This is a genomic window from Bacillus cereus group sp. MG9, assembly GCF_040459995.1.
Lineage (GTDB): Bacteria > Bacillota > Bacilli > Bacillales > Bacillaceae_G > Bacillus_A > Bacillus_A mycoides.
On record NZ_JARVHC010000001.1, the window covers coordinates 2,824,446 to 2,844,929 of the forward strand.

Below are 20,484 nucleotides of genomic sequence, written 5' to 3' on the forward strand. Positions count from 1 at the left end.
ATTTGTGCTTAAATCGTATCCTCAAAAGAAACTTTACGAATAAATAGAGCGCTAATTATAAAGTATATTAAAATAAGTACTATCGAAATTGATATAACATTGGGTATATCAAGTAACGATTTACTATCAATAAATACCAATTCTTTCAAACCTACCTTACCATAAATTGTACTCGTCAACCCCAAGAAAAAAATCACACTAAAAGCAAAGCCTATCCAATTAAATCTTTTCTGAAAAATAGTTGTTAATTGAAATAAGCTAGCTAATAATAGATAGAACACGAACTGTGCAAAGAATTGTTCGATTGTATGTGCTCCTAAATTTATATGTTTCGTTTCATAAAATGTACCTTGTAAAAGCAAAACTTGTAGAAATGAAAAAATTACTGATTGTAATATGATAAAACATACTGAACCAATAAAGAATTGTAATCTAGTAACGCCAAATGAGACAACTGTACGAAATATGTCATCTTGAACAAGAAAAATACTTGCCACAATAAATATTGCAATTGCAATAGATGAATTATTGAAGATATCATGTAAAAATGCTACCTTTAGTCCCTTTATATCAGTTGCAGTTGTTGTCCATTTTATAAGTAATGCCACACACCAAAAGATAAGAATAGCCTTATAATGAAATTTCATATGTAACTTTAATTGTTTTAAAAGCATTTTCATTTCACCTCATTATCTGTTAGATAAATAAATAGTTTTTGCAGTGTTACTCTGTCTATTTCTAACCCTTCAGTTTCTATCAGCTCATAATCTCTAGCAGAAAGATCTCCCCATATCGCAGAAATCTCTTTATTCCCATACAACTCTTGTTTTACAACATTTTTCCCCATTAAAAAATTTGTCACTTTATCTTTATGTCCTGATATTATGTGTCCTTTTTCTAAAAAATCTTCCACAGAGGATTGAACAGCTAATGATCCTTCTTTTAATATGATTACATTTTCTATAACATGGGACACTTCCTCAACTAAATGTGTTGATAAGATGATTGTTCGTGGATATTCACTATAATCTTCCAATAGTAATTCGTAAAACAACTCTCGATGTGCTGCAACTAAACCGGTAGTCGGCTCATCAAAAATAGTAATTGGTGCTCTACTAGCTAAACCTTTAATAATACCAACAATTGTTTGCATACCATGGGATAAATCATAATACTTTTCTTTTGCATTCAATTGAAATTTTTTAATAAGTTCCTCAGCATATTCTTGATCCCAATTTTCATAAAACATGTTACACAAATAAAAAACATCTTTTACCTTACTACTTAAATTAATGTTTTCTTTCACCTTTACGAAACAAATATTTCGCATCGCTTTACTATTTTCAAAAACATTTTCACCAAATACAGCTACGCTTCCACTACTTGAAATGATTTGACCAGCAAGTATGTTTAATAATGTCGTTTTCCCCGCTCCGTTTCTTCCAAGCAAACCATATATTTTATGCTCTTCCAATGAAATAGTTACTTCGTTAACAGCTAATTTCTTTTTATATTTTTTAGACAAGTTTTTCGTTTCAAGTGCAATCATCCCTCTTTCCCCTCCTTCGTAATTTTGTGTATCATGTCCATCAATTCGTCTTTTGATATTTCTAGTACTTTTGCTTCTTCCCACACTTTAGGTAAATACTCAGTCATAAAAACATGCTGTCTTTTTTTTAGTACGACTTCTTTTGCTCCCTTTGTAACAAACATCCCGATCCCTCTCTTTTTATATAAAATCCCCTCATCTACTAGTAGATTTACTCCTTTTGCAGCTGTAGCCGGATTAATTTGTAACATCTTCGCAAATTGATTTGTCGACGGAACTTGTTCTTCTTCAAGTAATATGTCTTTTAAAATATCAGATTCAATTGTTTCTGCAATTTGTATGTATATTAACTTATTTTGTTCTAGAGTAGGTTTCACGATTTCACCACCTTAGGTTCATAGGTTCATTACTTATGTAATTAACCATAGCACAACGTTATATTTTTTTCCATAATTTTCATCAGAAAAAAAGAATCATTCGATACTGAATGACTCCCTTTAAAAAATGTCCGTATTTTCAATCGTAAAATAACCACATCTTCCTCCATATCACTTAGATTCCCTCACAGGATGTTCATTAAAAAATTGCTTTCGAAAATCTTTATTATTAACTAGCTTTTCTATTTTTTCTTGATTACCGTAAAAGAAATTCATTACGATTCCCTTATTCCATATAAGATCATCCTTTGGCAAATCATTAAATTCTTTATACAGTATGGGTAAAAGTTCTTCTCTTTTTAATGCAAAACTTTGATTTTCAATCTGAAACTCATACCCTTTCGCATTCGGTACTAAAACTGCAAGATAAATAGCATTAAAGAGTAAATTCTTCTTCATCGTATCCTTCCCATCAAACCAATACGTCTCAATCATTTCTTCTGTAAGATTTCCATTCTCTTTTGCACCATATTCCACTTTAATATTTTCATTTTCTAAATTTAAACTTTGAACTGTTTCACCACCGGGTAAGTTTGTAACAATCGCAATAACGTCGGAATTATTTCCAACGTATGTCCCCGTATATTTTTTAAAAGCCCCAGGTTCAATATGTGATATTTCTTTTATTTGCTCCCCATTAGAACAAGCAGTAACAACTAATAAAATTGTTAGCATAATACCTGCTATTCTATTCATATAGTTCATTAGACACCACCAAGTTCTATTTATTATCCAATCTATACAATGTATCCTTTAAAAAAACCTTTTAAATATACGCATTTTAATCAAAATTAAAAATTTTCAATTTTTATGTTTACAATTATCCATTAATTGTATATAATTACTAACGTAAGAAAAATATTCTAAAAGGAGGTCGAAGGAAATGATGAAATTACAATTACATGCTTTAACTTTAGCGTTAACTGCATCTGTGTTTTTCGGACAATTAAATATGAATTCGACCACCCTAATGGAGAATTAAAAATCGTACTTTATTTCTTTTAATTCATAAATTCGCCACAGGAGGTCGTATACTTTCCTGTGGCTTTTTCACGCCCAGCCATAGGAGAACGACATCTTCCTGTGGCTTTTTTGTGCGATTTTTTAGTCTCATACATTATTTTTTAAAGAAAGGAGCAACATTCGATGACAATTAGCGTATTGTTTTTAAGTATTACGATTCAAAGAAATACACTTTCCAAAGCTGAAATTCTTCATAATGAGCAAATTACAAAAGCTATGAATGATGTTAAGGAGCGCCAAGTGCTTTATTGCGATCACCTGTAATTCCTTTTCGAAAGGAGGAATTCGTCTATGACTTTTCATATTTTCTTTTTTACGACAGCACTTCAGAAAAAAACTTTATCTGAAGCTGAAATCTTTCGTAAACAACAATTAAAACAAACTATGGATAAAATAACGGACATTAAAAGTTCGTATTATACACAAATGTATTAAAAATATTTTTTAAAGGGGCAATTTCCTAATGAAATTCAAAGCTTTCTTTTTAACTATCACCATTCAAAAACGTAAATCTTCAAAAGCTGAAATCTTACGTGAACAACAAATTAAAATTATTATGGACGAAGTAAAAGAGCGTCAGTCCTCTTATTACAATCGCCTTTACTAAATAAATTATAAAGGGGTAATATCCTAATGAAATTTAAGGCTTTCTTTTTAACGATTACCATTCAAAAACGCAAACTTTCAAAAGATGAAATTTCTCGTGAGCAACAAATTAAAAACATTATGGATGATGTGAAAGAGCGCCAGTCCTCTTATTACAATCGTCTTTACTAAATAAATTATAAAGGGGTAATATCCTAATGAAATTCAAAGCTTTCTTTTTAACGATTACCATTCAAAAGCGTAAACTTTCAAGAGATGAAATTTCTCGTGAACAACAAATTAAAAATATTATGGATGATGTGAAAGAGCGCCAGTCCTCTTATTACAATCGTCTTTACTAAATAAATTATAAAGGGGTAAAAATCCAATGAAATTCAGAGTATTATTTTTAACGATTACCATTCAAAAAAATAAACTGTCTGAGTCTGATATGCTTCATGATCGACAAATTGAGCAGGCTATGTACAACGTAAAAGAGCGACAAAGTCATTATTGTAGTCACCTGTAATTCCTATTCGAAAGGAGGAATTCATGTATGAGGTTTCACCTTTTCTTTTTAACCATTACGATTCAAAAAGAAACTATATCTGCAAATGAAGTAAAACAAGAGGAACAGTATAAAAAGATTATAGATGAAATTCGTGATCGTAGAAGCAAGTACTACACTCGCCTATAATTGTTTGAACTTATATAAGAAATGAAAGGAGTCGATTATGATGTTAATAACGCGGTGTAAAGAAATGATTTGGATAGTTCAGAGGGATTCCACATAGTTTATAAAGTGAAACTTTAATCAGTGGGGGTTTTGTTCATCCCCCACTGATTATTAGCTCTCACCAATCGGGCGTTTACGCGCAGTTGATCTCCCACCTAACTTCTTTTTTCTTCACCTGAATTTTGAGGTGGGAGTTTTACTGCCCACAAATAGCGGGATAAAGTTTATTTAACAAAAATTCACCGCCTGATTTGATGTGTAAAAAATATACAATAATAAGTATTTCATACACTAAAAAATAAAAGATACACCCCTTTTTATTAAGCGGTGTATCTTTCTCAACATATTCTATTTCCGTTTACTTCGTTTCGTCTTAAACAATCTCACTAAGTTCGAAACAACTGTTTTTGTTACCGCATAAGCTGGTACTGCTAAAATCATCCCGATAATTCCCGCGAAATTACCTACCCCTAAAATAAGGATGATAATTGTCAACGGATGGATATTTAATTTTGAACTCATAATACGCGGTGAAATGATGTTACTTTCAAACTGTTGTACGATTGTTACTATAATAATTACGTACAGAGCTTGCATCGGAGATACGAACAGACCTATAATGACAGCTGGTGCTGCTCCGATAAATGGACCTAAGTTCGGAATTATATTTGTAAATGCTGCGATAATTCCTAAAACGAAAGCATACGGTAAACCGATGATTAAATAACCAGTAAATGTAAAGGCACCAATAAACATACAAACGAGCGCTTGACCTTGAATATATGCAGATAATGTTTCGTTCGTTTCCTTTATGATACGAAGTCCTTCTTCACGGTAAGACTCTGGTAATACACTAACAGCTTTTCCTGGAAATGCATGTCCATCTTTAAACATATAAAATAAAATGAACGGTACTGTAAAGATAACTAACGCCACGTTCGTGATAATACCAAATAAAGCCGTTGCACTCGACGTAAGTGTGTTTGGTATTTCCTTTAAGTATTCAATTGCATTTTTCTCAATTGTCTCAATGGAAACGTAGTTTTGTGTAGATAGCCATTCAAATAATCTATGATGGGATAGATCTTGTATGTATACTTTTCCCTCTTTTATGTAAGTCGGCATATTTTTTACTAAATCCATTAACTGTTGTGAGATGGTTGGAACGACTACTCCAATAGCAACTCCAGTTAATGTAATGATAAAAAGGTACAGTAGTAAGATCGCTAAACCTCTAGGTACTTTTTTATTCTCCAAAAAGACTAACAATGGGTTAAATATGAAGTATAAAAATAACGCGATTAAAATTGGGAAAAATAATGTTGATATGAAGATACCAATCGGTTGAAATAGAAACGATATTTTTGTGCAAATAAATATAATTCCTACAACCATCAGCACTTCTAATGTCCAAAAGTGCACTTTCGATTTCAAAAAAACGTCCTCCTTTAAACTAGCACTTCTCTTCATTGTACCAAATTAAACTTAGATTTCACATAATATTTTCCTTTACAATATTCCAAAATCCCATTAAATACACTACAATGAGATTACAGACAAATTTGCAGGTAAAGGTGATAAATATGACACAATGCATCATTTGCAGAAAAGATACGAAAGAACTTAGTGAACAATATGTCATTCCAGAGATATTATGTGGATATTATTTCATAAACTCAATTTGTGATTCCTGTCATGAACATATGACAACAAATATTGACCGTCCTTTAATTAGACATAAATTAAGTCAATATAAGATTGAGCAAATGAAAAAACAAATCGACTCCCCTCTCTATACGAATGAACATGGTGAGGAGCTAGCAGCCGCTGAGACAGATGTAGTCGAAGTAAGTGATGAGATACTTTATTCCAATGCATTAATTATGAAACTATGTAAAAAGCACGATATTTCATTACATAATGAAATTTGGAAAGAAGAGCGCGTAACAAAAGTAGCTAGTTCTATTCAACGTGAATTGCTTTTAGATAACCGTAAATATAAAATGAGTGTATTAAAAATGGCTTATACTTTTGCTGTACAAACAATTGATGGCTACTTTGACGATCCAGATGCGATTGATATTTCTACCATTCTATTAAATGCCGATTTCATGGAATTAAAGGAAAAGAGTATCGTTCGTGACTTAAGCAAAAGCTCTTTATGGAATACATTAAATACAACGAGCGAAAACCATTACTTTATTTTACTTAGTGATAAAGACGGTCTATTCTGCTTCATTCGCCTATTTGATATTTTTGATGTTGTTGTTCATTTATCAGAAAAAAGATACAATCTTCCATCACCAATTGTCGGCGTAAATAATGTAGACAAAAAAGGATTTTTTGTGGAAAGTTTAAAACAGTATATGGATGGGCTATTTAAAGAAACTACACGTTCTATTTAATCCATATAGGAACATACGGTCTCCTTTCTTCATGAAAAGACACTGTGTTATAATGAGTGTGAAAAGAACAATACAATCACATAAAACAATTAAAACCTGTATATAAATAAAAAAGACTAGTGTGCGGCTACACACTAGTCCACGTAACTTAGCAGATTGGATTGTTCATTTATCCTATTTGTTTCGTACAAACACAACAACCCACATTCTATAGGCATAGGTGGGTTGTTATTTTTTGAGCTTGTCAATTAAGACGACAATAAACGTTAACAATGCAATGAGAAACAGTCCACCTTGCAATAACAACGCAATTTCACTCACTTATTATCACCCCCCTCCTACTTTGGAGAAGTGATAATTGAACAACCAACCGTACCATAAGTTACCTCTTAATTTTATCATATTTTCTAATAGTTTACGACGAAAACCCGCAAGCTAGTAAGCTGCGAGTTTTTTTATTTTTCATGTAGAAAAAATCTCTTTCTGTTTAAATATAGTCTCCGTTTCTAAAATCATTTGAGGTAAGAAGACATGAATTGTATCCGTAAATACGTTAAGAGCTTCTTTCACATAACCATTTTCAAATTGATCTAATGACTCAGGTAATTCGACTTCATCTAATATGAAATACTCACCATTAGGAAGAACCATAATATCAATGATTAAATCTTCAAATGTTACTAACTCATTTCCTACATGTGTGTTTTTTATGATATTAAAATATGACCCTAAATAATGTCCAGCATCATCTCTCCATATGTATAGGTTATACGGACGATCTTCCCAATAATATGCGGTTGTATAACTACCTTTAGGAATAGTTAATTTTATTTCGTTTGCTGTCATAGTAAAAGGGTACTGTACCTCATGAAATAGTACGATTCTCTTCGGTTGTGCTTCTACTAATAAACAAACGTGATCTACAGTTGTAGAATCATAACGTATTTTTCTTTCTATAATTTCAATCCTTGATGTACGTAAACAATTCATTTTTTAGTTACCCCTTTTATCATATAGTCCGTTTTTAATTATATCCTTTACGCTCCTGATTAAGAAAGTATACCGTATTCCGCATCATAAAAACTCCTTCTATAATGGAAGGAGTTAATGAACTACTACTATTTTATTAACCACAATTCATATATGGTTTTTTATTTTTTTCAATACAAACTCCATATACACCAAACGCACGGTGATACTTTAGCATTTTACTCCTATTTCAACTTCTCCATAACCGCAGCATAAAATTCCCGTTCATTATCAACATTTAAATGGACACGACTTACTGTTTTAGAAAATCCATATAACAACTGCGCTTTAATTGGCTCTTTTAACGTTATTTCAAAAGTTGCAGGTTCCTTTATAAATTCCATAACAGTTGCTTCAAGAACCTCTTTCTCTTCTTCTTTCGTTAAAGATTCGCCTTTATAAAACACAATGTTATCAATTTGTGTAAATGGTAAAACGATTTTCTTTCCTAATCCAATTTGAATGATCACTTTTTCTTCCACAACGATAATTGGATTTTTACGCATCGCTTGTATTTCAGCTAAAAAATAAAATATCGCATATATGTTTAAGATGAGTAAAACCCAAGCTATTACTGGATTCCATTGATGAAGTAAATAATGAAAACCGATACTTTCAATTAATGTTGCATGAATAATCATGATATAAACACCTATTGCACCGGTCTTTTTATGATATGAGTATGTGAATTCACTTTCTAATACTTTTACACGCCATGATAAAAAAGCATAATAGAGTAACTTACACTCTGTAAGAATGATATTTACTCCCTTACTTCTCTTCATATTAGCATCAAACGCTGCATCAATCGCATAAGAAAATGAAGAATACTCACTTCTATATTCTTTATATCGTTTTATTATTTTAGGAAGTACTCTTATAATTTTATATATAAGAAACAGTTCAAAACATACGAACACAATTTCTCCAGCAACTATTACATACGAAACAAATGAAAAAGCTTGTAAATAATCACTAGGAATTATAAATCTTGCGAATACATATCCAGCTATAACTACAGGAAACATATACGTTAACGAATATCTTTTCCGTATAATAAAGAAATATGTGATGACTGGAATTACAAACATAAAATCTAATAATGAACCGAGGACTACTTCTTTCGGGGCAGCTGGCACTATTGGGAGGGCATACAATAGATAGTTTGATAACATAATTAAAGATACGAGTCCAATCCAAATGCCTTTTTTCCTTCGTGAAATTGATGGATTCATTCCTTCTCTCCTCTATTCAAAAACCTCATTTAAATGGTCTTTATAAAATGAAATAGCACGTTCAAATTCTTTTATCTCATCTACTTTCACAATTGTCTCTAACAGTAATTTCATCGCTTCTTCATGTTCGTTTACGTTATATTTTGCTAATGATAAAAACACTTTCATCACGTCATTTTCCGGGAACTTCTTTATCCCTGCTTCTAATACAGTAATCGCTTTATCATATTCCCCTATACAACGATACGTACTGCCAAGACCGATATACGCACCGCAAAGGGATTCACCATCAAGTCCGTTCGCAATTGCCTGTTCATAATACGGAACCGCCTCCGTTTCAAGACCCATTACATCATGTATCCAAGCGCATTGATATAGCACTTCTGCATCCCTCGTAAAGTTTGTTAATCCTATAAGTATCTCTCTAGACTGCGCATATTTCTTTTCATTTCTAAGTTTAATAGCTTGCTTTAATAAATGTTCCATACAATCCACTCCTCACAAAATGTTCATTATGCATATATCATGTATTACACATTTACGAGCAGCTAATGGCCTATTTCATTGATTTGATTCAATTTAATAATCAGTGAGGGCTAAGTTCCCCCACTAATTTAATATTAACTCCATTATATACTATGCGACTGCATCTCTTTCTAAAAGCTTAAATCTACATAGTAGTGATACGATTACATAAATGCTCTAACATATTGACAATTTCTTTTGCAGTTTCATCTTTCCCATTACATAACTTCACATTACCGTCTTGTCCAATAACGTGATGCACAGCGCCGCGAGAATATAAAGAATGCGGTGAGTTCGCTATCATTACACTCGCTTTTGCACCTTCCATTCTTTTGCTTGCTCTTTCAATAAGTTCTGCTTCATTTACGTCACTTTCCAGTTTAAAGCCAACGAGTATCGTTTCTGGATCCCAACTCTTTATTTGTTTTAATACTTTTGGCGCTTTTTGAAAATGAATAATTGGAGCGATGTCACTTGAAATCTTTCCGTTCATATTAAGAACATTTCCATCTTGATCACAAATCTTTTCGACAACCCAATCTGAGCCAGCAGCAGCCATAATAACTGCATCTACTTTTTCATGTGTAATAATACTTTTCATCTTATCTTGTAAATCAATAATCCCCTCAAATGGGTGCAATTCTAATTGGTTTTTTACATCCATTGGCTTCTCAGCGAAATAGCCATGCAAATATATAACATTTGCTCCTTTTTTCATTAGCTCTTCTGCAATAATTCTTCCAATCGTACCTTTTGCTAAATTTGTATGCCCACGTACTTGATCCCATTTTTCTAGGCAGCCGCCGCTCGTAATTAATACTTTTTTCCCCTGCATAATAACCATCCCTTACTGATTTTTCGCACGAAACCACTCTGTTCCAAAGTCAACTGCATCACGCTGCCTCATAAAACGGCACGTCGCATTCCCTATCTTCCCACGCGTAACTGTTCCTTTAAGCTCATATTCAACTCCGATTTCTACAAACGTATCAGAATCGTAATCCATTTCAACGAATTCTTTCCATACTCTTACACCTTCTTCTATAATAGGTGCTCCTACCTTTATTAACTCGCGTGCACCTGTACGTACCTCAGATAAATGTATAGACGTATTAGAGTCATAACCAACACCAAGTAATAATATGTATCCATCTAAATCGTATATTTTTCGTAATGGCGATTCTTCACCAAAACTTATGGAAAGTGAATGATTCGCTGTAATTTCTTCTGCGTGTTGCCCCCATGCTGCAAAACTACTGAGTGGATGATTACTGCGCAATACATTCGGATATGTACGAAAACATTCAACTACTTCTCCCATTGCCCTTGTTGGTGTTATACGTGGATCAAATGCTGGGACGTTATCCCGAATAATTTGCCACCATTCTTCTGGTACAGGTGGTCTTGACCAATGTTTTGGATCGGATAAATCCGAAGATTGCGTCGGCATAATTATCGTTCCTTCTTCTGTAACAACTTTCATTAACGCTTCTACTACGGCAACTGCACCGCCTGATATCCAACCGATTGAACTTAATGAAGAATGTACAATAACTGTCATTCCCTTTTCTATCCCTAATGCTTTTAAATCATTTGTAATTGTTTCGATTGTATTTGGAAATTGTGTATTCGCCACTATGTCATTCATTTTCACGATTGTTCCCCCATTTTGCTTTAAACTAATACATACATATATTATCATATTTTTCTTAATTTTTAACTTAATCATTTCAATTACTATACCTCTGTCGTTTTTATCATATCGGAAACAGTTAAATTATGGTGTATTTATTTAAAATTAATATAGAAAGGTTAACACAATCAAAAACTTTCAATCTAGCAATCTTAATTTATACTAATATGAAATAGCCCATCACAAATGATGAGCTATTTATTTTATTCATTCTCTAAATAACAATAAAACCTCTCTACCCCCAGATATTTCTCTCCCAAGCTTTCAATCTTAAAGTTACATTTCTTGTAAAATCCGACTGCCTCTGTATCTGTCTCAGCCTCAATATATGTTAACTCATATTCCCTAATTATTTCTTTAATCATTTGAAGTGCAATTCCTTGATTACGATATTTTTCATCAACAGCTATGTGACACATTCTCGCTCTATTTGTATGAATTAGCACTATACCTATGCAACCCTTATTCCCATATTTATATAGCACTGCCTGATCATTTTTATACATTGAAACTGCTTTAAATAAGCTCGCTTCACTCGGACCGGTCGCATGCTTTAATACTTTTTTAATGGGATCTATTTCTAAATACTCAACACGTTGTAACATCCTATCTCCATCCTTTCTCATGAAAAAAGATTAGCTCTTTATTGAAAAAGAGCTAATCTCATTACGCCGTTATTTTCTCTTCTTTTTTCACAACTACAGCTACATAACTATGAAGTATCATTCCGACAATTACAAGACTCATTCCAACCCACGATAAAGAAGACGGAATTGGAGCCGATAACCAGATCAGCTCTCCTACTAATGCAAATAAAACTTCACCAGACTGTGTCGCCTCGACTGTTGCTAATTTTTGCGGATCATCTTTTACAAGATCTGTCGCAAAGAAGAATAATACCGTTGCGATTAACCCTGAACTAACTGCTACAATAAAACATTGGAAAACTTGACTACTTGACGGTAATCCGCCTGTTGATACTTCATAACCAGATAGTAAAAACCAAAATGGTAAACTTGCTAATGTCATACCGAGAACTCGTTGGAAGACATCTAATTCGCCCTTACATACTTGCATCATTTTTCTATTTCCAAGTGGATATGCAAACGCAGCAATGAGTACAGGAACCACACATAAAATGGTTTCACGAATCCCTAAAGAAGAAGCGTGTTCTACTTGCATAAGAACAACACCGAATAAAATAATGCCTGACATTACTAATTCTTTCATTGGAAGTTTTTTATGTAATGGGTCTACCGCAAAAAATGGTGTTAACAAAATCCCTGCAACTATTGTAATTTGCCAAGTCGAAGCGACAAGCCACCCCGGTCCAAACGCACCCGCGAAACTAAGCGGTGCATAAAAGAGACCAAACCCTACAATACTCCATAACAACCACTCTTTCGGATTGTTTTTCATATATTGCAAGAGTTGTTTTAAATTCCCTCTATACATGACAATAAGTAGTAGCATTGGAACCATAAAGTAATACCGTAGTGATGCACTCCAAATCCAACTCCCGCCCCCTAAGTCCATCGACCGGTTTAACACAAAGGTAAAGGCAAAGAAAAACGATGCCAATATCCCTACTGCAATAGCTTTCATTATAAAACCCCTTATATAGTTTCTTTTTCTACTATATAACAAAATGAATATAATTAATATTCAAAAATTTAATCATACATGCGGTCTACTTCTATATAACTTTCGTAATCGACTAATATGAGCTTGATGGTACCGATTATGATCGGCTATATGCCATATTCCCCACCTTATAGTCGCATTTTCTCCCTTTTCATAAAAAACTTCTCGTGTTAAATCATTTTCTGTTAGTTTCATACATTCCTCATAAAACATATGTTGCACAGCTTCATAATCTTGCATTAATTCTTGTAATTTGTACTTTCTTAAACTAGGCAATTCTCCCATTTCATTCAACATTGGTCCATATTTATTTTCAAGTGCAGGCGGAACTCCCTCTCCTTTTAAACGATACACCCAGTGTAAATCGACTACTGCTAAATGCTGAAGTAGCTGTCCAATGTTATTTTCATTATTTTCAGACCCTTTATAGGATAGTTCGTTCTTTTCAATACCTTCGACTAACCTTTGCAATCGTTTAAATGTATCAGTAACCGTTGCATACAAAATTGCCACGTTGGGGTTCATATCTTTTTCTAAATGGAGATCTTTCATGATAATATCCTTCCTTTAAAGAAACAACACCATATTTTCATCATCACTATACACACCATTCACCTTTATAGCTCTTTTTTCAATTCCATACGTTTTAAATCCCATTGATTCATACAATTTTTTTGCTGGTTCGTTTGTAGATACAACACCTAATGTCAATTGCTCTAGTTTTATATCTCGCGCTCTTTGAATGGCATTTGTTATTAACTCACGTGCCAATCCGTTCCGCCTGTTTTGTGCATCTACATACATCGCAACGATATGACCTTTATGTTTATACGCCTCTCTCTCTTCTGTTAGTAAAGTGACAACTCCAACTAAATGATTTTCTTCATTAAATGCACCAAATGTACAACTAGTAGTAGCTGTTAAATTACTTTCCACTCTCTTAATAGGATTTTCCTGGCGAATCGCCTCTTCATAAGTTGTTACAAATGCCTCTGGATTTACTTGTAAAGCTTGTAAACGTAAGTCCCAATATTTTTCCGCATCTTCTTTCGTAAGTAATCGAATCATATTCATCCTGCCCCTTTAAGTTAACATAATATTTTTATAAGCTACTATTTAAAGATTGGTATTCTTCTCTTAACATACTATAGCGATAACGATGAATGAACTTCCCTTTACGTAACCGATCATTTCTCATTATTCCTTCACAAACAAATCCTGCTTTTTCATAACTCTTTCTAGCTTGTAAATTATCTTCGTCTACTCGTAGCCAAATTTTTTCTAATTTGAATTCAGAAAAACCGATTTGTAACATACTGTATAGGGCCGCCATTCCATATCCTTTACCCCAATATTCTTTATTTCCAATTGCAATCCCTAGTTCAGCATTTTTATTTGTATTATCAAAGTTTTTTAGGTCTACCCATCCAATGTGTATACCTTCCTTTGTAACGATAGCTCGTTGTTCATAACCATTCTTTCGACTTATGCATGCTTCAATCCATCTTCTCGTATCGCCACGAGTGAACGGTGGATATTGATCTGGTACAACTAAATGTTTTGTTACTTCTGTATCTAATGACCATTGATATCGATCTTCTACATCGTCTTGTGTCAATTCTCTTAATTGAACGAATGGTACATTCATTTTGCTATCCCCTTTTCATTTCCCGATAGAAAACCCTTCAAAAACTCTTCCTCCATACTGCTCTAACGTATTTTCTATAAAACTAATTAATTCATTTTTCTTCTCTGTTTTATAAAAATGATCAAAAGCCGCTACAAAATGTTCTGCATATCGCTCGTCATACCTTCTTAACACTCTAATAAACCATTTTGAATTTCCAAGCCATTGACCATTTACCCTTAAAACATATTCATGTACTAAATCAGCTAATAAATTTGCGATGAACAATTCTTCTTCTCTCTTTGTTGCACCAATGAAATCATCCAAGGTATCCGTAATAAAATAGCGTTTCTGCTTCATCGTTTCTTCTGACCATTTTTTTGGTCCTTTATTTAATAAACCATTCGCTTCTCTTTTAAGTGTCTCTACAATTTCATCTTTTCCTTTTAGCACAATCCCTTCTGAAACTAATTGAGGTAATGAAGGTCTCCCGCGCTCACAATCACTTTTAAAAAAGGTTTTATACGTTTCAAAATTATGTACGAATACTTCAACAGGCCAGCCATTACTATAGAAGGATTCTCTATAACAAGATGACAAACTTTGGTCGAATATTACAATATCAAGGTCAGATGTTTTCGTAGCCTCTCCTCTAGCCACACTTCCCCCTAGTAAAGCAACATCACAATTCGAAAATTGTGATGTAATTATGCTTTGTGCCGCTTCAATTGGTTTCATAATCTTACCCCTTCTTATTTTACTTTCTTTTTTTCAGCTCTTTCTCTCGCTTTTTTTATATACGGTTCTGCGTCTGGTGTTTTGCATGACGTTGCCCCGTGATCAACTTGAACTTTCCCAATTTCACGTGCAATTTCAATCGCTTTTCGCTCTAAGTCTTCATTACGAATTCCTATCGCGATTAAAGCACTATTCATCGCTTCTTTTTTTCTATTTTTTTCATTATGTATATTTGCTTTAATTTCTTCGAGATACGGAGTGAAGAATTCATCATGTAACGTTTTATTTTTAATCGCTATATTCGCTAATAATGACCAACCAGCTCTTCCAATCCATTCTTCATCAGACTTCGTCCATTCTTCCATTCTTTCTATCGCGATTGGTGACGTACATATAGCTGTCATAAGAACGTCCATTAAACAATAGTAATCAACATCCTGAACCCATCTATTTAGTTGTTCTGACGTTAGTTTCTTCGGATCTAAAATCATCGTTGCTAAAGTCATTGCATCCATATTTTTTGTTTCCCATAATGAAATTGCTAAATCATGATCTTTTTTTATCTTCTTTTTTAACAATTTTAAATTTGCAAAACTAACTCCAAATAACGGCTCTTTCGCTCCGTGGTTTTTATACGTCTTACGAGTTTGTTCTGTCCCATACTCTTCTAGTTGCTGCATTACTTCTTCAAGTAACATATGCCCACCTCTTTTATGTTTTATGTTCACTTCATATATGTATGTACGATATATTCTACATTATTTTTTGGTTTTCCTATATTTATTTTTCACACGGTTGTTCATTCACACTCTGTATACCATACTCCACAAGCGCATTCAACGGATTTATTATGTTCCTTCCTATTATATTTTCTGCCCTTGTAGTAGCGTCTACCATAGATAATTGTGCAACTGAAAGCATTTCGTTTCTATCTTTCATAATTTCATATAAATATTTTTCTAATTTAACATCATGCTCTTCTTTACGCCCTTGCATAATTAACTCAAATATCCCTTCTATCACTTCTACTTTTACTTGTATGGATTTATTATTCTGCTGAGCGTATAGTCTTAAACGTTCCATCGTTCCTGAAACAGTACGGTTATTTGTAAATAGTATTGTCTGTGGCTCTTCAACCTGACAAATCATTTCAAAGAATGGCTCATCAATTTTCAATATAGGTATGTCTATTTTGAAATTCTCATCTAATAACGTGATATAATCTGTACAAGTTATTAAAAGTGTATCAACATCACTTTCAGCTATATACTTTATAATATCTTTTAAATTATTTCGTGCTTGTTCTCGTTCTATTTTTAGTCTGTGTGATAAGATTGGATCTACAAAATGGAGTATTTCTATTTCAAAAAATTGCAACGCTCGGTCAATGTATTCAATATTTGAATGATGAGCATGTAAACAAGCTAATTTTTTCATACTTATCCTCCCTTTCTAAAACAAAAAACGTGAATGAACCATTTTACATGCAGTTCCATTCATTTAATTCTTGTTTCATTTTTTCAAACCTGCAAAACAGTGAAATCTTACATACTTTTTAACAAACTTTTTTGCGCTTGTAAAAAAGTTTTTTTGCATTTCCCCCTCTAAAATTGCTAATATAGTAGAGTAGAACTTTTAAAGAGAGTAGGAAAATTATGCACAATGGAATTCGGATGACAACTTTAGTGAAAAGGGCTCTGTTGATTTGCGCTGGGGTATTATTTACATACGAAGCTGCTTACGAATCAACACATATCGCTCTAGCAAGTACAGAGGATGAAGCGAAATCTGTTCAACTTGTAAGTGAAATTCAAACGTCCCTTGCTCCGAAAGAAGCTCCAAAGCACTATAACGGGCAAGTTAGAAAAGTCGCTTACTTAACATTTGACGATGGTCCTGGAAAATACACAGCTGAGCTTTTAGATATGTTAAAGAGTGAAAATGCAAAAGCAACATTCTTCCTAATTGGTTCAAACGTAAAAGCTTTCCCTGATCTTGTAAAACGTGAAGATGCTGAAGGCCACTATGTTGGGATGCACAGTATGACTCATAACTACAAGAAACTTTACACAGAAGGTCATTACGTTGATGAAATGAAAGAAGACCAAGGCTTAATCGCTGGCGTTCTAGGAAAATCTCCAGTATTAACTCGTCCATCTTACGGCTCAATGCCAGGGTTAAATGAAGCTCTTCGCAACAAAGTTGTTGAAAATGGTTTAAAAGTTTGGGATTGGACAATTGATTCATTAGACTGGAAATACAACAAAATGCAAGTAGACGCTGCATCTGCTAAAATCGTAGAAAACGTTCTACATGGTGCTACAAACCCAACAGAAGTTATTCTAATGCATGATATTCATCCACAATCAGTTAAAGCAGTACCTGGTATTATTAAAGGGCTGAAAGAAAGAGGATATGAATTAGAAGCCTATAATGAGAACGAACACTTCCCATTAAACTTCTGGCATGATAATCGTATGTAATAAAAAGACTTGATTCCCTCTAGTAGGTTATCAAGTCTTTTTATTATCGTTTTGGAAATTTCCTTTGTTGCTCTTCAATAGAACGAATAATATTCTCCCTATCCTCTTGAGTTATACCGATAGAAAATTCGTATTCTTCTTCCTTACACCATGTGGGGTTAAGTTCCAGCGATAAGCGAATAACAATGTTAAACTCCCCTGCTTTTCCCCCCATAAATTCAAACGCTAAATTTGGTTCTATGAAATCTAGTTCGTTATATGTAGGGTTTGGTAAAGATTCAAACCATTTTATCATGTACTGTAAATCGTATGTTTGTAAAAAAGGATCCATCGTTTCAAAAACTTTATTTTCTTCTGATAGTTTCGCTTTTACTCTTAACCAATTTCTATCACACTCGTCTTTTGCATCTTTATATTGGTAATTTACAACCTCTAAATGTAATGATATTTTTTCATTTTGAAAATTCATGCATATCCCCCTTCTATCTCTGGATCTTTTGTTTTATAAATTTTTATTAATCCCGATACTTTAAATTATACTAGGTTATTTTAATCTTTTTTTAATACGGATAAATTGTTTGCATTTATTACCCTTTATACATAAAATAAATTTGATTTGCGATATAATCTGAACTAAAGTGAAGTCCATTCCTTATCCACCACATGATAATACCTACCAATGAAGCTGTTTTAATATCAACCGCAACATAATCATCAGGCAAATCCTTTTTCGTATTCTCTCTTCTCGTTTCTATTAACTCTTTTAAAAATAAAAATAGTTGCTCCTCAAATTGATTCATTTTAAATAATATAAATAAATAATTTCGATGGATATATAAATAATCAAGTAATTGTGTTAGCTTTTGTTTTTCTGATAAATCTTTTGCATGTATTAAATCAGCTATTTTATTTGAAAGTTCATTTGAAATCTCATTCGTGATTTGGTCTAGTAAATCTTGAATATCTTGATAATGTAAGTAAAAGGTTGTTCGGTTTAATCCTGCTTTTGTTGCGACTTTCTGAACCGTTAAACTTGAAATACTAGGATTCTCACATAGGAGAGAAAAAACAGCATTTTTAAACATTTCTCTTGAACGAACTGTACGAGGATCTTCTTTTTTAGGTGTAGACATTTTGAAACTCCTTTATAGATTTTCTCTTTACTTACTCGACAGTGCATACCTTCTATGTCGAGTAGTGAACATTTTCAACAAAACTGTTCATGGTCAAAGAAAATTTATTTTGTTACCATTAATTTTATCGACACAATGTCGATAAATCAAGACAACAATGAAGGAGTTTACCAATGCAAAAGGAAATATCAGAAAGAAATAAAAAAATTATATTAATTGTGCTCATTTCCGGTTGTTTTTTATCAACATTAAATCAGACGCTATTAAATGTAGCGATGAGTAATTTAATGGAAGTATTTGATGTTACAGCTGCAACCGTACAATGGCTATCAACAGGCTTTATGCTCATAAATGGCGTTCTAGTGCCAATTACTGCATTTTTAATGAAACGATTTACAACAAGGCAACTGTTTATTTGCTCGATGCTCTCTTTGTTTATCGGGACTGTTCTTTGTGCATGCGCCATGAATTTTGGCATTTTGTTAACAGGAAGAATGATTCAAGCAGTTGGAGCAGGAATTATTATGCCACTAATGATGACAGTTATTTTATATTTATACCCTAGTGAAAAACGTGGAAGTATTATGGGAACCATCGGTTTCGCCATAATTTTTGCGCCAGCCATCGCTCCAACATTATCTGGCTTTATTATTGAATATGTATCATGGAGATGGTTATTTATTGGATTCGCTCCATTTGTATTAATCGTTATTATTCTCGCGCTAAAATATTTAATGAATGTTGCTGAGACAACAAAAGCAAAATTAGATATCGTAAGTGTCATTTTATCAACGATTGGCTTTGGTTGTATTATATTCGGATTTAGTAGTGCAGGAAGTAAAGGATGGGATCATCCAGTTGTTATTACTACAATTATCATCGGAATAATTGTTACAACCCTATTCTGTTTACGTCAAATAAAGTCTAGCGATCCACTATTAAATTTATCCGTATTTAAGTATAAAATTTTCACTCTTACATCAGTCATTAACGTACTCATTACGATGATTATGTATGCTGATTTAATTCTTTTACCGATTTACTTGCAAAACGGACGAGGTTTTACTGCTTTTGAATCAGGTTTACTTCTATTACCTGGAGCTGTAATTAATGCATTCTTATCACCTATCACGGGTAAAATGTTTGATAAATATGGGGCAAAACCACTCTTTATTATAGGTTTAATATGTATCATTATATCGATGTGGGGTGTAATTGATTTGACCGAATCCACCACTTATATGTATTTAATGGTTCGTACCATTATTCTACGCATTGGACTAAGTTTCATTTCGATGCCTTTAAATACAGCAGGTTTAAACGCTTTACCAAGAGAACTGGGTTCACATGGTAAAGCAGTGAATAATACCGTACGTCAATTAGCAGGTGCTATAGGAACAGCAGTCATTATCACTGTGTATACAATTCAATCCACTTCACATACTTCACAGTTATCTAGTGAGAACGGAAGCATATCAACTATGCAAGTAACGAAATTAGCTTCTATCTTCAGCTCAAGTGATGCCTACGTATTTATGTTAGTCTTATCCTTTGTAGCTTTGATTATTGCATGTTTTATGCCTAAAAAAGTAGCACTCCAAAAATCCGAAAGTAAATCTTAAAACAAAAAATCCTACTCGTT

General features: G+C 33.1%; 31 protein-coding genes. 10 read left to right on the top strand and 21 right to left on the bottom strand.

Annotation, left to right across the window (positions count from 1 at the left end):
• Positions 1 to 8 precede the first annotated feature (8 nt).
• The 4 genes from QCI77_RS14460 to QCI77_RS14475 form a co-directional block, all read right to left on the bottom strand.
• Entirely contained in the window at positions 9 to 680 is a 672-nt protein-coding gene (locus tag QCI77_RS14460; protein WP_353825106.1) for a DUF4052 family protein, read from the bottom strand.
• Entirely contained in the window at positions 677 to 1,549 is an 873-nt protein-coding gene (locus QCI77_RS14465) for an ATP-binding cassette domain-containing protein (RefSeq protein WP_353825107.1), read from the bottom strand. Before QCI77_RS14465 ends, QCI77_RS14460 begins: the two co-directional genes overlap by 4 nt.
• A complete protein-coding gene (locus QCI77_RS14470; protein WP_000805181.1) occupies positions 1,546 to 1,926 on the bottom strand; it encodes a GntR family transcriptional regulator in 381 nt (126 codons plus the stop codon). Before QCI77_RS14470 ends, QCI77_RS14465 begins: the two co-directional genes overlap by 4 nt.
• Positions 1,927 to 2,097: 171 nt before the next feature.
• Positions 2,098 to 2,691 (bottom strand): DUF4825 domain-containing protein, encoded by a 594-nt coding sequence (locus tag QCI77_RS14475; protein ID WP_353825108.1) that lies wholly within the window; start codon positions 2,689 to 2,691, stop codon positions 2,098 to 2,100.
• 441 nt (positions 2,692 to 3,132) lie between these two features.
• Between QCI77_RS14475 and QCI77_RS14480 the strand changes: the two genes are divergently transcribed.
• From QCI77_RS14480 to QCI77_RS14510, 7 genes are read left to right on the top strand one after another with little or no spacing between them, the layout of a single operon-like run.
• Positions 3,133 to 3,273, top strand: a complete 141-nt coding sequence (locus QCI77_RS14480) for a YrzI family small protein (protein ID WP_000156202.1) — start codon at positions 3,133 to 3,135, stop codon at positions 3,271 to 3,273.
• A gap of 27 nt (positions 3,274 to 3,300) precedes the next feature.
• Positions 3,301 to 3,444, top strand: coding sequence for a YrzI family small protein (locus QCI77_RS14485; protein ID WP_000142704.1), 144 nt, complete (start codon positions 3,301 to 3,303; stop codon positions 3,442 to 3,444).
• A gap of 28 nt (positions 3,445 to 3,472) precedes the next feature.
• Positions 3,473 to 3,616, top strand: a complete 144-nt coding sequence (locus QCI77_RS14490) for a YrzI family small protein (RefSeq protein ID WP_000668987.1) — start codon at positions 3,473 to 3,475, stop codon at positions 3,614 to 3,616.
• 26 nt (positions 3,617 to 3,642) lie between these two features.
• Entirely contained in the window at positions 3,643 to 3,786 is a 144-nt protein-coding gene (locus QCI77_RS14495; RefSeq protein ID WP_002013394.1) for a YrzI family small protein, read from the top strand.
• Positions 3,787 to 3,812: 26 nt separating this feature from the next.
• A complete protein-coding gene (locus tag QCI77_RS14500) occupies positions 3,813 to 3,956 on the top strand; it encodes a YrzI family small protein (protein WP_002120145.1) in 144 nt (47 codons plus the stop codon).
• Positions 3,957 to 3,982: 26 nt separating this feature from the next.
• Positions 3,983 to 4,123, top strand: a complete 141-nt coding sequence (locus QCI77_RS14505; RefSeq protein ID WP_000672237.1) for a YrzI family small protein — start codon at positions 3,983 to 3,985, stop codon at positions 4,121 to 4,123.
• Positions 4,124 to 4,150: 27 nt separating this feature from the next.
• Positions 4,151 to 4,291 carry a YrzI family small protein gene (locus QCI77_RS14510; RefSeq protein ID WP_002189927.1) on the top strand — a complete coding sequence of 47 codons (141 nt, stop codon included), beginning with the start codon at positions 4,151 to 4,153 and terminating at the stop codon, positions 4,289 to 4,291.
• 387 nt (positions 4,292 to 4,678) lie between these two features.
• Here QCI77_RS14510 and QCI77_RS14515 read toward each other — a convergent pair whose 3' ends face one another.
• A complete protein-coding gene (locus QCI77_RS14515; protein WP_000837889.1) occupies positions 4,679 to 5,764 on the bottom strand; it encodes an AI-2E family transporter in 1,086 nt (361 codons plus the stop codon).
• 149 nt (positions 5,765 to 5,913) lie between these two features.
• Here QCI77_RS14515 and QCI77_RS14520 point away from each other — a divergent pair, with 149 nt between their 5' ends.
• Entirely contained in the window at positions 5,914 to 6,735 is an 822-nt protein-coding gene (locus QCI77_RS14520) for an HNH endonuclease (RefSeq protein WP_000189680.1), read from the top strand.
• 228 nt (positions 6,736 to 6,963) lie between these two features.
• On the opposite strand, the gene QCI77_RS14525 is transcribed toward QCI77_RS14520, so the two are convergent.
• The 14 genes from QCI77_RS14525 to QCI77_RS14590 form a co-directional block, all read right to left on the bottom strand.
• On the bottom strand, positions 6,964 to 7,056 hold the full coding sequence (locus QCI77_RS14525; RefSeq protein ID WP_001289318.1) for a putative holin-like toxin: 93 nt from the start codon (positions 7,054 to 7,056) through the stop codon (positions 6,964 to 6,966).
• A gap of 141 nt (positions 7,057 to 7,197) precedes the next feature.
• On the bottom strand, positions 7,198 to 7,725 hold the full coding sequence (locus QCI77_RS14530; RefSeq protein ID WP_113769282.1) for a ribonuclease FAU-1 family protein: 528 nt from the start codon (positions 7,723 to 7,725) through the stop codon (positions 7,198 to 7,200).
• A 224-nt stretch (positions 7,726 to 7,949) separates the two neighbouring features.
• Positions 7,950 to 8,999, bottom strand: a complete 1,050-nt coding sequence (locus tag QCI77_RS14535) for a hypothetical protein (protein ID WP_353825109.1) — start codon at positions 8,997 to 8,999, stop codon at positions 7,950 to 7,952.
• Positions 9,000 to 9,011: 12 nt separating this feature from the next.
• On the bottom strand, positions 9,012 to 9,485 hold the full coding sequence (locus tag QCI77_RS14540; RefSeq protein WP_353825110.1) for a tetratricopeptide repeat protein: 474 nt from the start codon (positions 9,483 to 9,485) through the stop codon (positions 9,012 to 9,014).
• A gap of 184 nt (positions 9,486 to 9,669) precedes the next feature.
• Positions 9,670 to 10,359 (bottom strand): phosphopantothenoylcysteine decarboxylase domain-containing protein, encoded by a 690-nt coding sequence (locus QCI77_RS14545; protein WP_193653280.1) that lies wholly within the window; start codon positions 10,357 to 10,359, stop codon positions 9,670 to 9,672.
• 12 nt (positions 10,360 to 10,371) lie between these two features.
• On the bottom strand, positions 10,372 to 11,172 hold the full coding sequence (locus QCI77_RS14550) for an AAC(3) family N-acetyltransferase (RefSeq protein ID WP_125930143.1): 801 nt from the start codon (positions 11,170 to 11,172) through the stop codon (positions 10,372 to 10,374).
• 248 nt (positions 11,173 to 11,420) lie between these two features.
• Positions 11,421 to 11,822 (bottom strand): GNAT family N-acetyltransferase, encoded by a 402-nt coding sequence (locus tag QCI77_RS14555; protein WP_002168173.1) that lies wholly within the window; start codon positions 11,820 to 11,822, stop codon positions 11,421 to 11,423.
• A gap of 61 nt (positions 11,823 to 11,883) precedes the next feature.
• Positions 11,884 to 12,822 (bottom strand): DMT family transporter, encoded by a 939-nt coding sequence (locus tag QCI77_RS14560; RefSeq protein ID WP_002065948.1) that lies wholly within the window; start codon positions 12,820 to 12,822, stop codon positions 11,884 to 11,886.
• A gap of 72 nt (positions 12,823 to 12,894) precedes the next feature.
• Positions 12,895 to 13,413, bottom strand: a complete 519-nt coding sequence (locus QCI77_RS14565) for a DinB family protein (protein ID WP_353825111.1) — start codon at positions 13,411 to 13,413, stop codon at positions 12,895 to 12,897.
• A gap of 15 nt (positions 13,414 to 13,428) precedes the next feature.
• Complete coding sequence (locus tag QCI77_RS14570; RefSeq protein ID WP_002032747.1) at positions 13,429 to 13,929, bottom strand: GNAT family N-acetyltransferase; 501 nt, start codon at positions 13,927 to 13,929, stop codon at positions 13,429 to 13,431.
• 34 nt (positions 13,930 to 13,963) lie between these two features.
• The gene (locus tag QCI77_RS14575; RefSeq protein ID WP_078176529.1) at positions 13,964 to 14,509 is read right to left on the bottom strand and encodes a GNAT family N-acetyltransferase; all 546 of its coding nucleotides are present in this window, start codon (positions 14,507 to 14,509) and stop codon (positions 13,964 to 13,966) included.
• 15 nt (positions 14,510 to 14,524) lie between these two features.
• A complete protein-coding gene (locus QCI77_RS14580; protein ID WP_098635681.1) occupies positions 14,525 to 15,226 on the bottom strand; it encodes a nucleotidyltransferase domain-containing protein in 702 nt (233 codons plus the stop codon).
• 14 nt (positions 15,227 to 15,240) lie between these two features.
• Positions 15,241 to 15,924, bottom strand: a complete 684-nt coding sequence (locus QCI77_RS14585; protein WP_159146792.1) for a DNA alkylation repair protein — start codon at positions 15,922 to 15,924, stop codon at positions 15,241 to 15,243.
• A gap of 82 nt (positions 15,925 to 16,006) precedes the next feature.
• The gene (locus QCI77_RS14590) at positions 16,007 to 16,663 is read right to left on the bottom strand and encodes a hypothetical protein (RefSeq protein ID WP_353825112.1); all 657 of its coding nucleotides are present in this window, start codon (positions 16,661 to 16,663) and stop codon (positions 16,007 to 16,009) included.
• Between the two features lie 218 nt (positions 16,664 to 16,881).
• On the opposite strand from QCI77_RS14590, the gene QCI77_RS14595 reads away from it, so the two are divergent.
• Entirely contained in the window at positions 16,882 to 17,709 is an 828-nt protein-coding gene (locus tag QCI77_RS14595; protein WP_353825113.1) for a peptidoglycan-N-acetylglucosamine deacetylase, read from the top strand.
• A gap of 43 nt (positions 17,710 to 17,752) precedes the next feature.
• Here the strand turns inward: QCI77_RS14595 and QCI77_RS14600 are convergent, their stop codons facing one another.
• Both QCI77_RS14600 and QCI77_RS14605 read right to left on the bottom strand, forming a co-directional pair.
• The gene (locus tag QCI77_RS14600) at positions 17,753 to 18,178 is read right to left on the bottom strand and encodes a WapI family immunity protein (RefSeq protein ID WP_002189939.1); all 426 of its coding nucleotides are present in this window, start codon (positions 18,176 to 18,178) and stop codon (positions 17,753 to 17,755) included.
• 118 nt (positions 18,179 to 18,296) lie between these two features.
• The gene (locus tag QCI77_RS14605) at positions 18,297 to 18,842 is read right to left on the bottom strand and encodes a TetR/AcrR family transcriptional regulator (protein ID WP_002013396.1); all 546 of its coding nucleotides are present in this window, start codon (positions 18,840 to 18,842) and stop codon (positions 18,297 to 18,299) included.
• Positions 18,843 to 19,015: 173 nt separating this feature from the next.
• On the opposite strand from QCI77_RS14605, the gene QCI77_RS14610 reads away from it, so the two are divergent.
• Entirely contained in the window at positions 19,016 to 20,464 is a 1,449-nt protein-coding gene (locus QCI77_RS14610; RefSeq protein ID WP_353825114.1) for a DHA2 family efflux MFS transporter permease subunit, read from the top strand.
• Positions 20,465 to 20,484 lie beyond the last annotated feature (20 nt).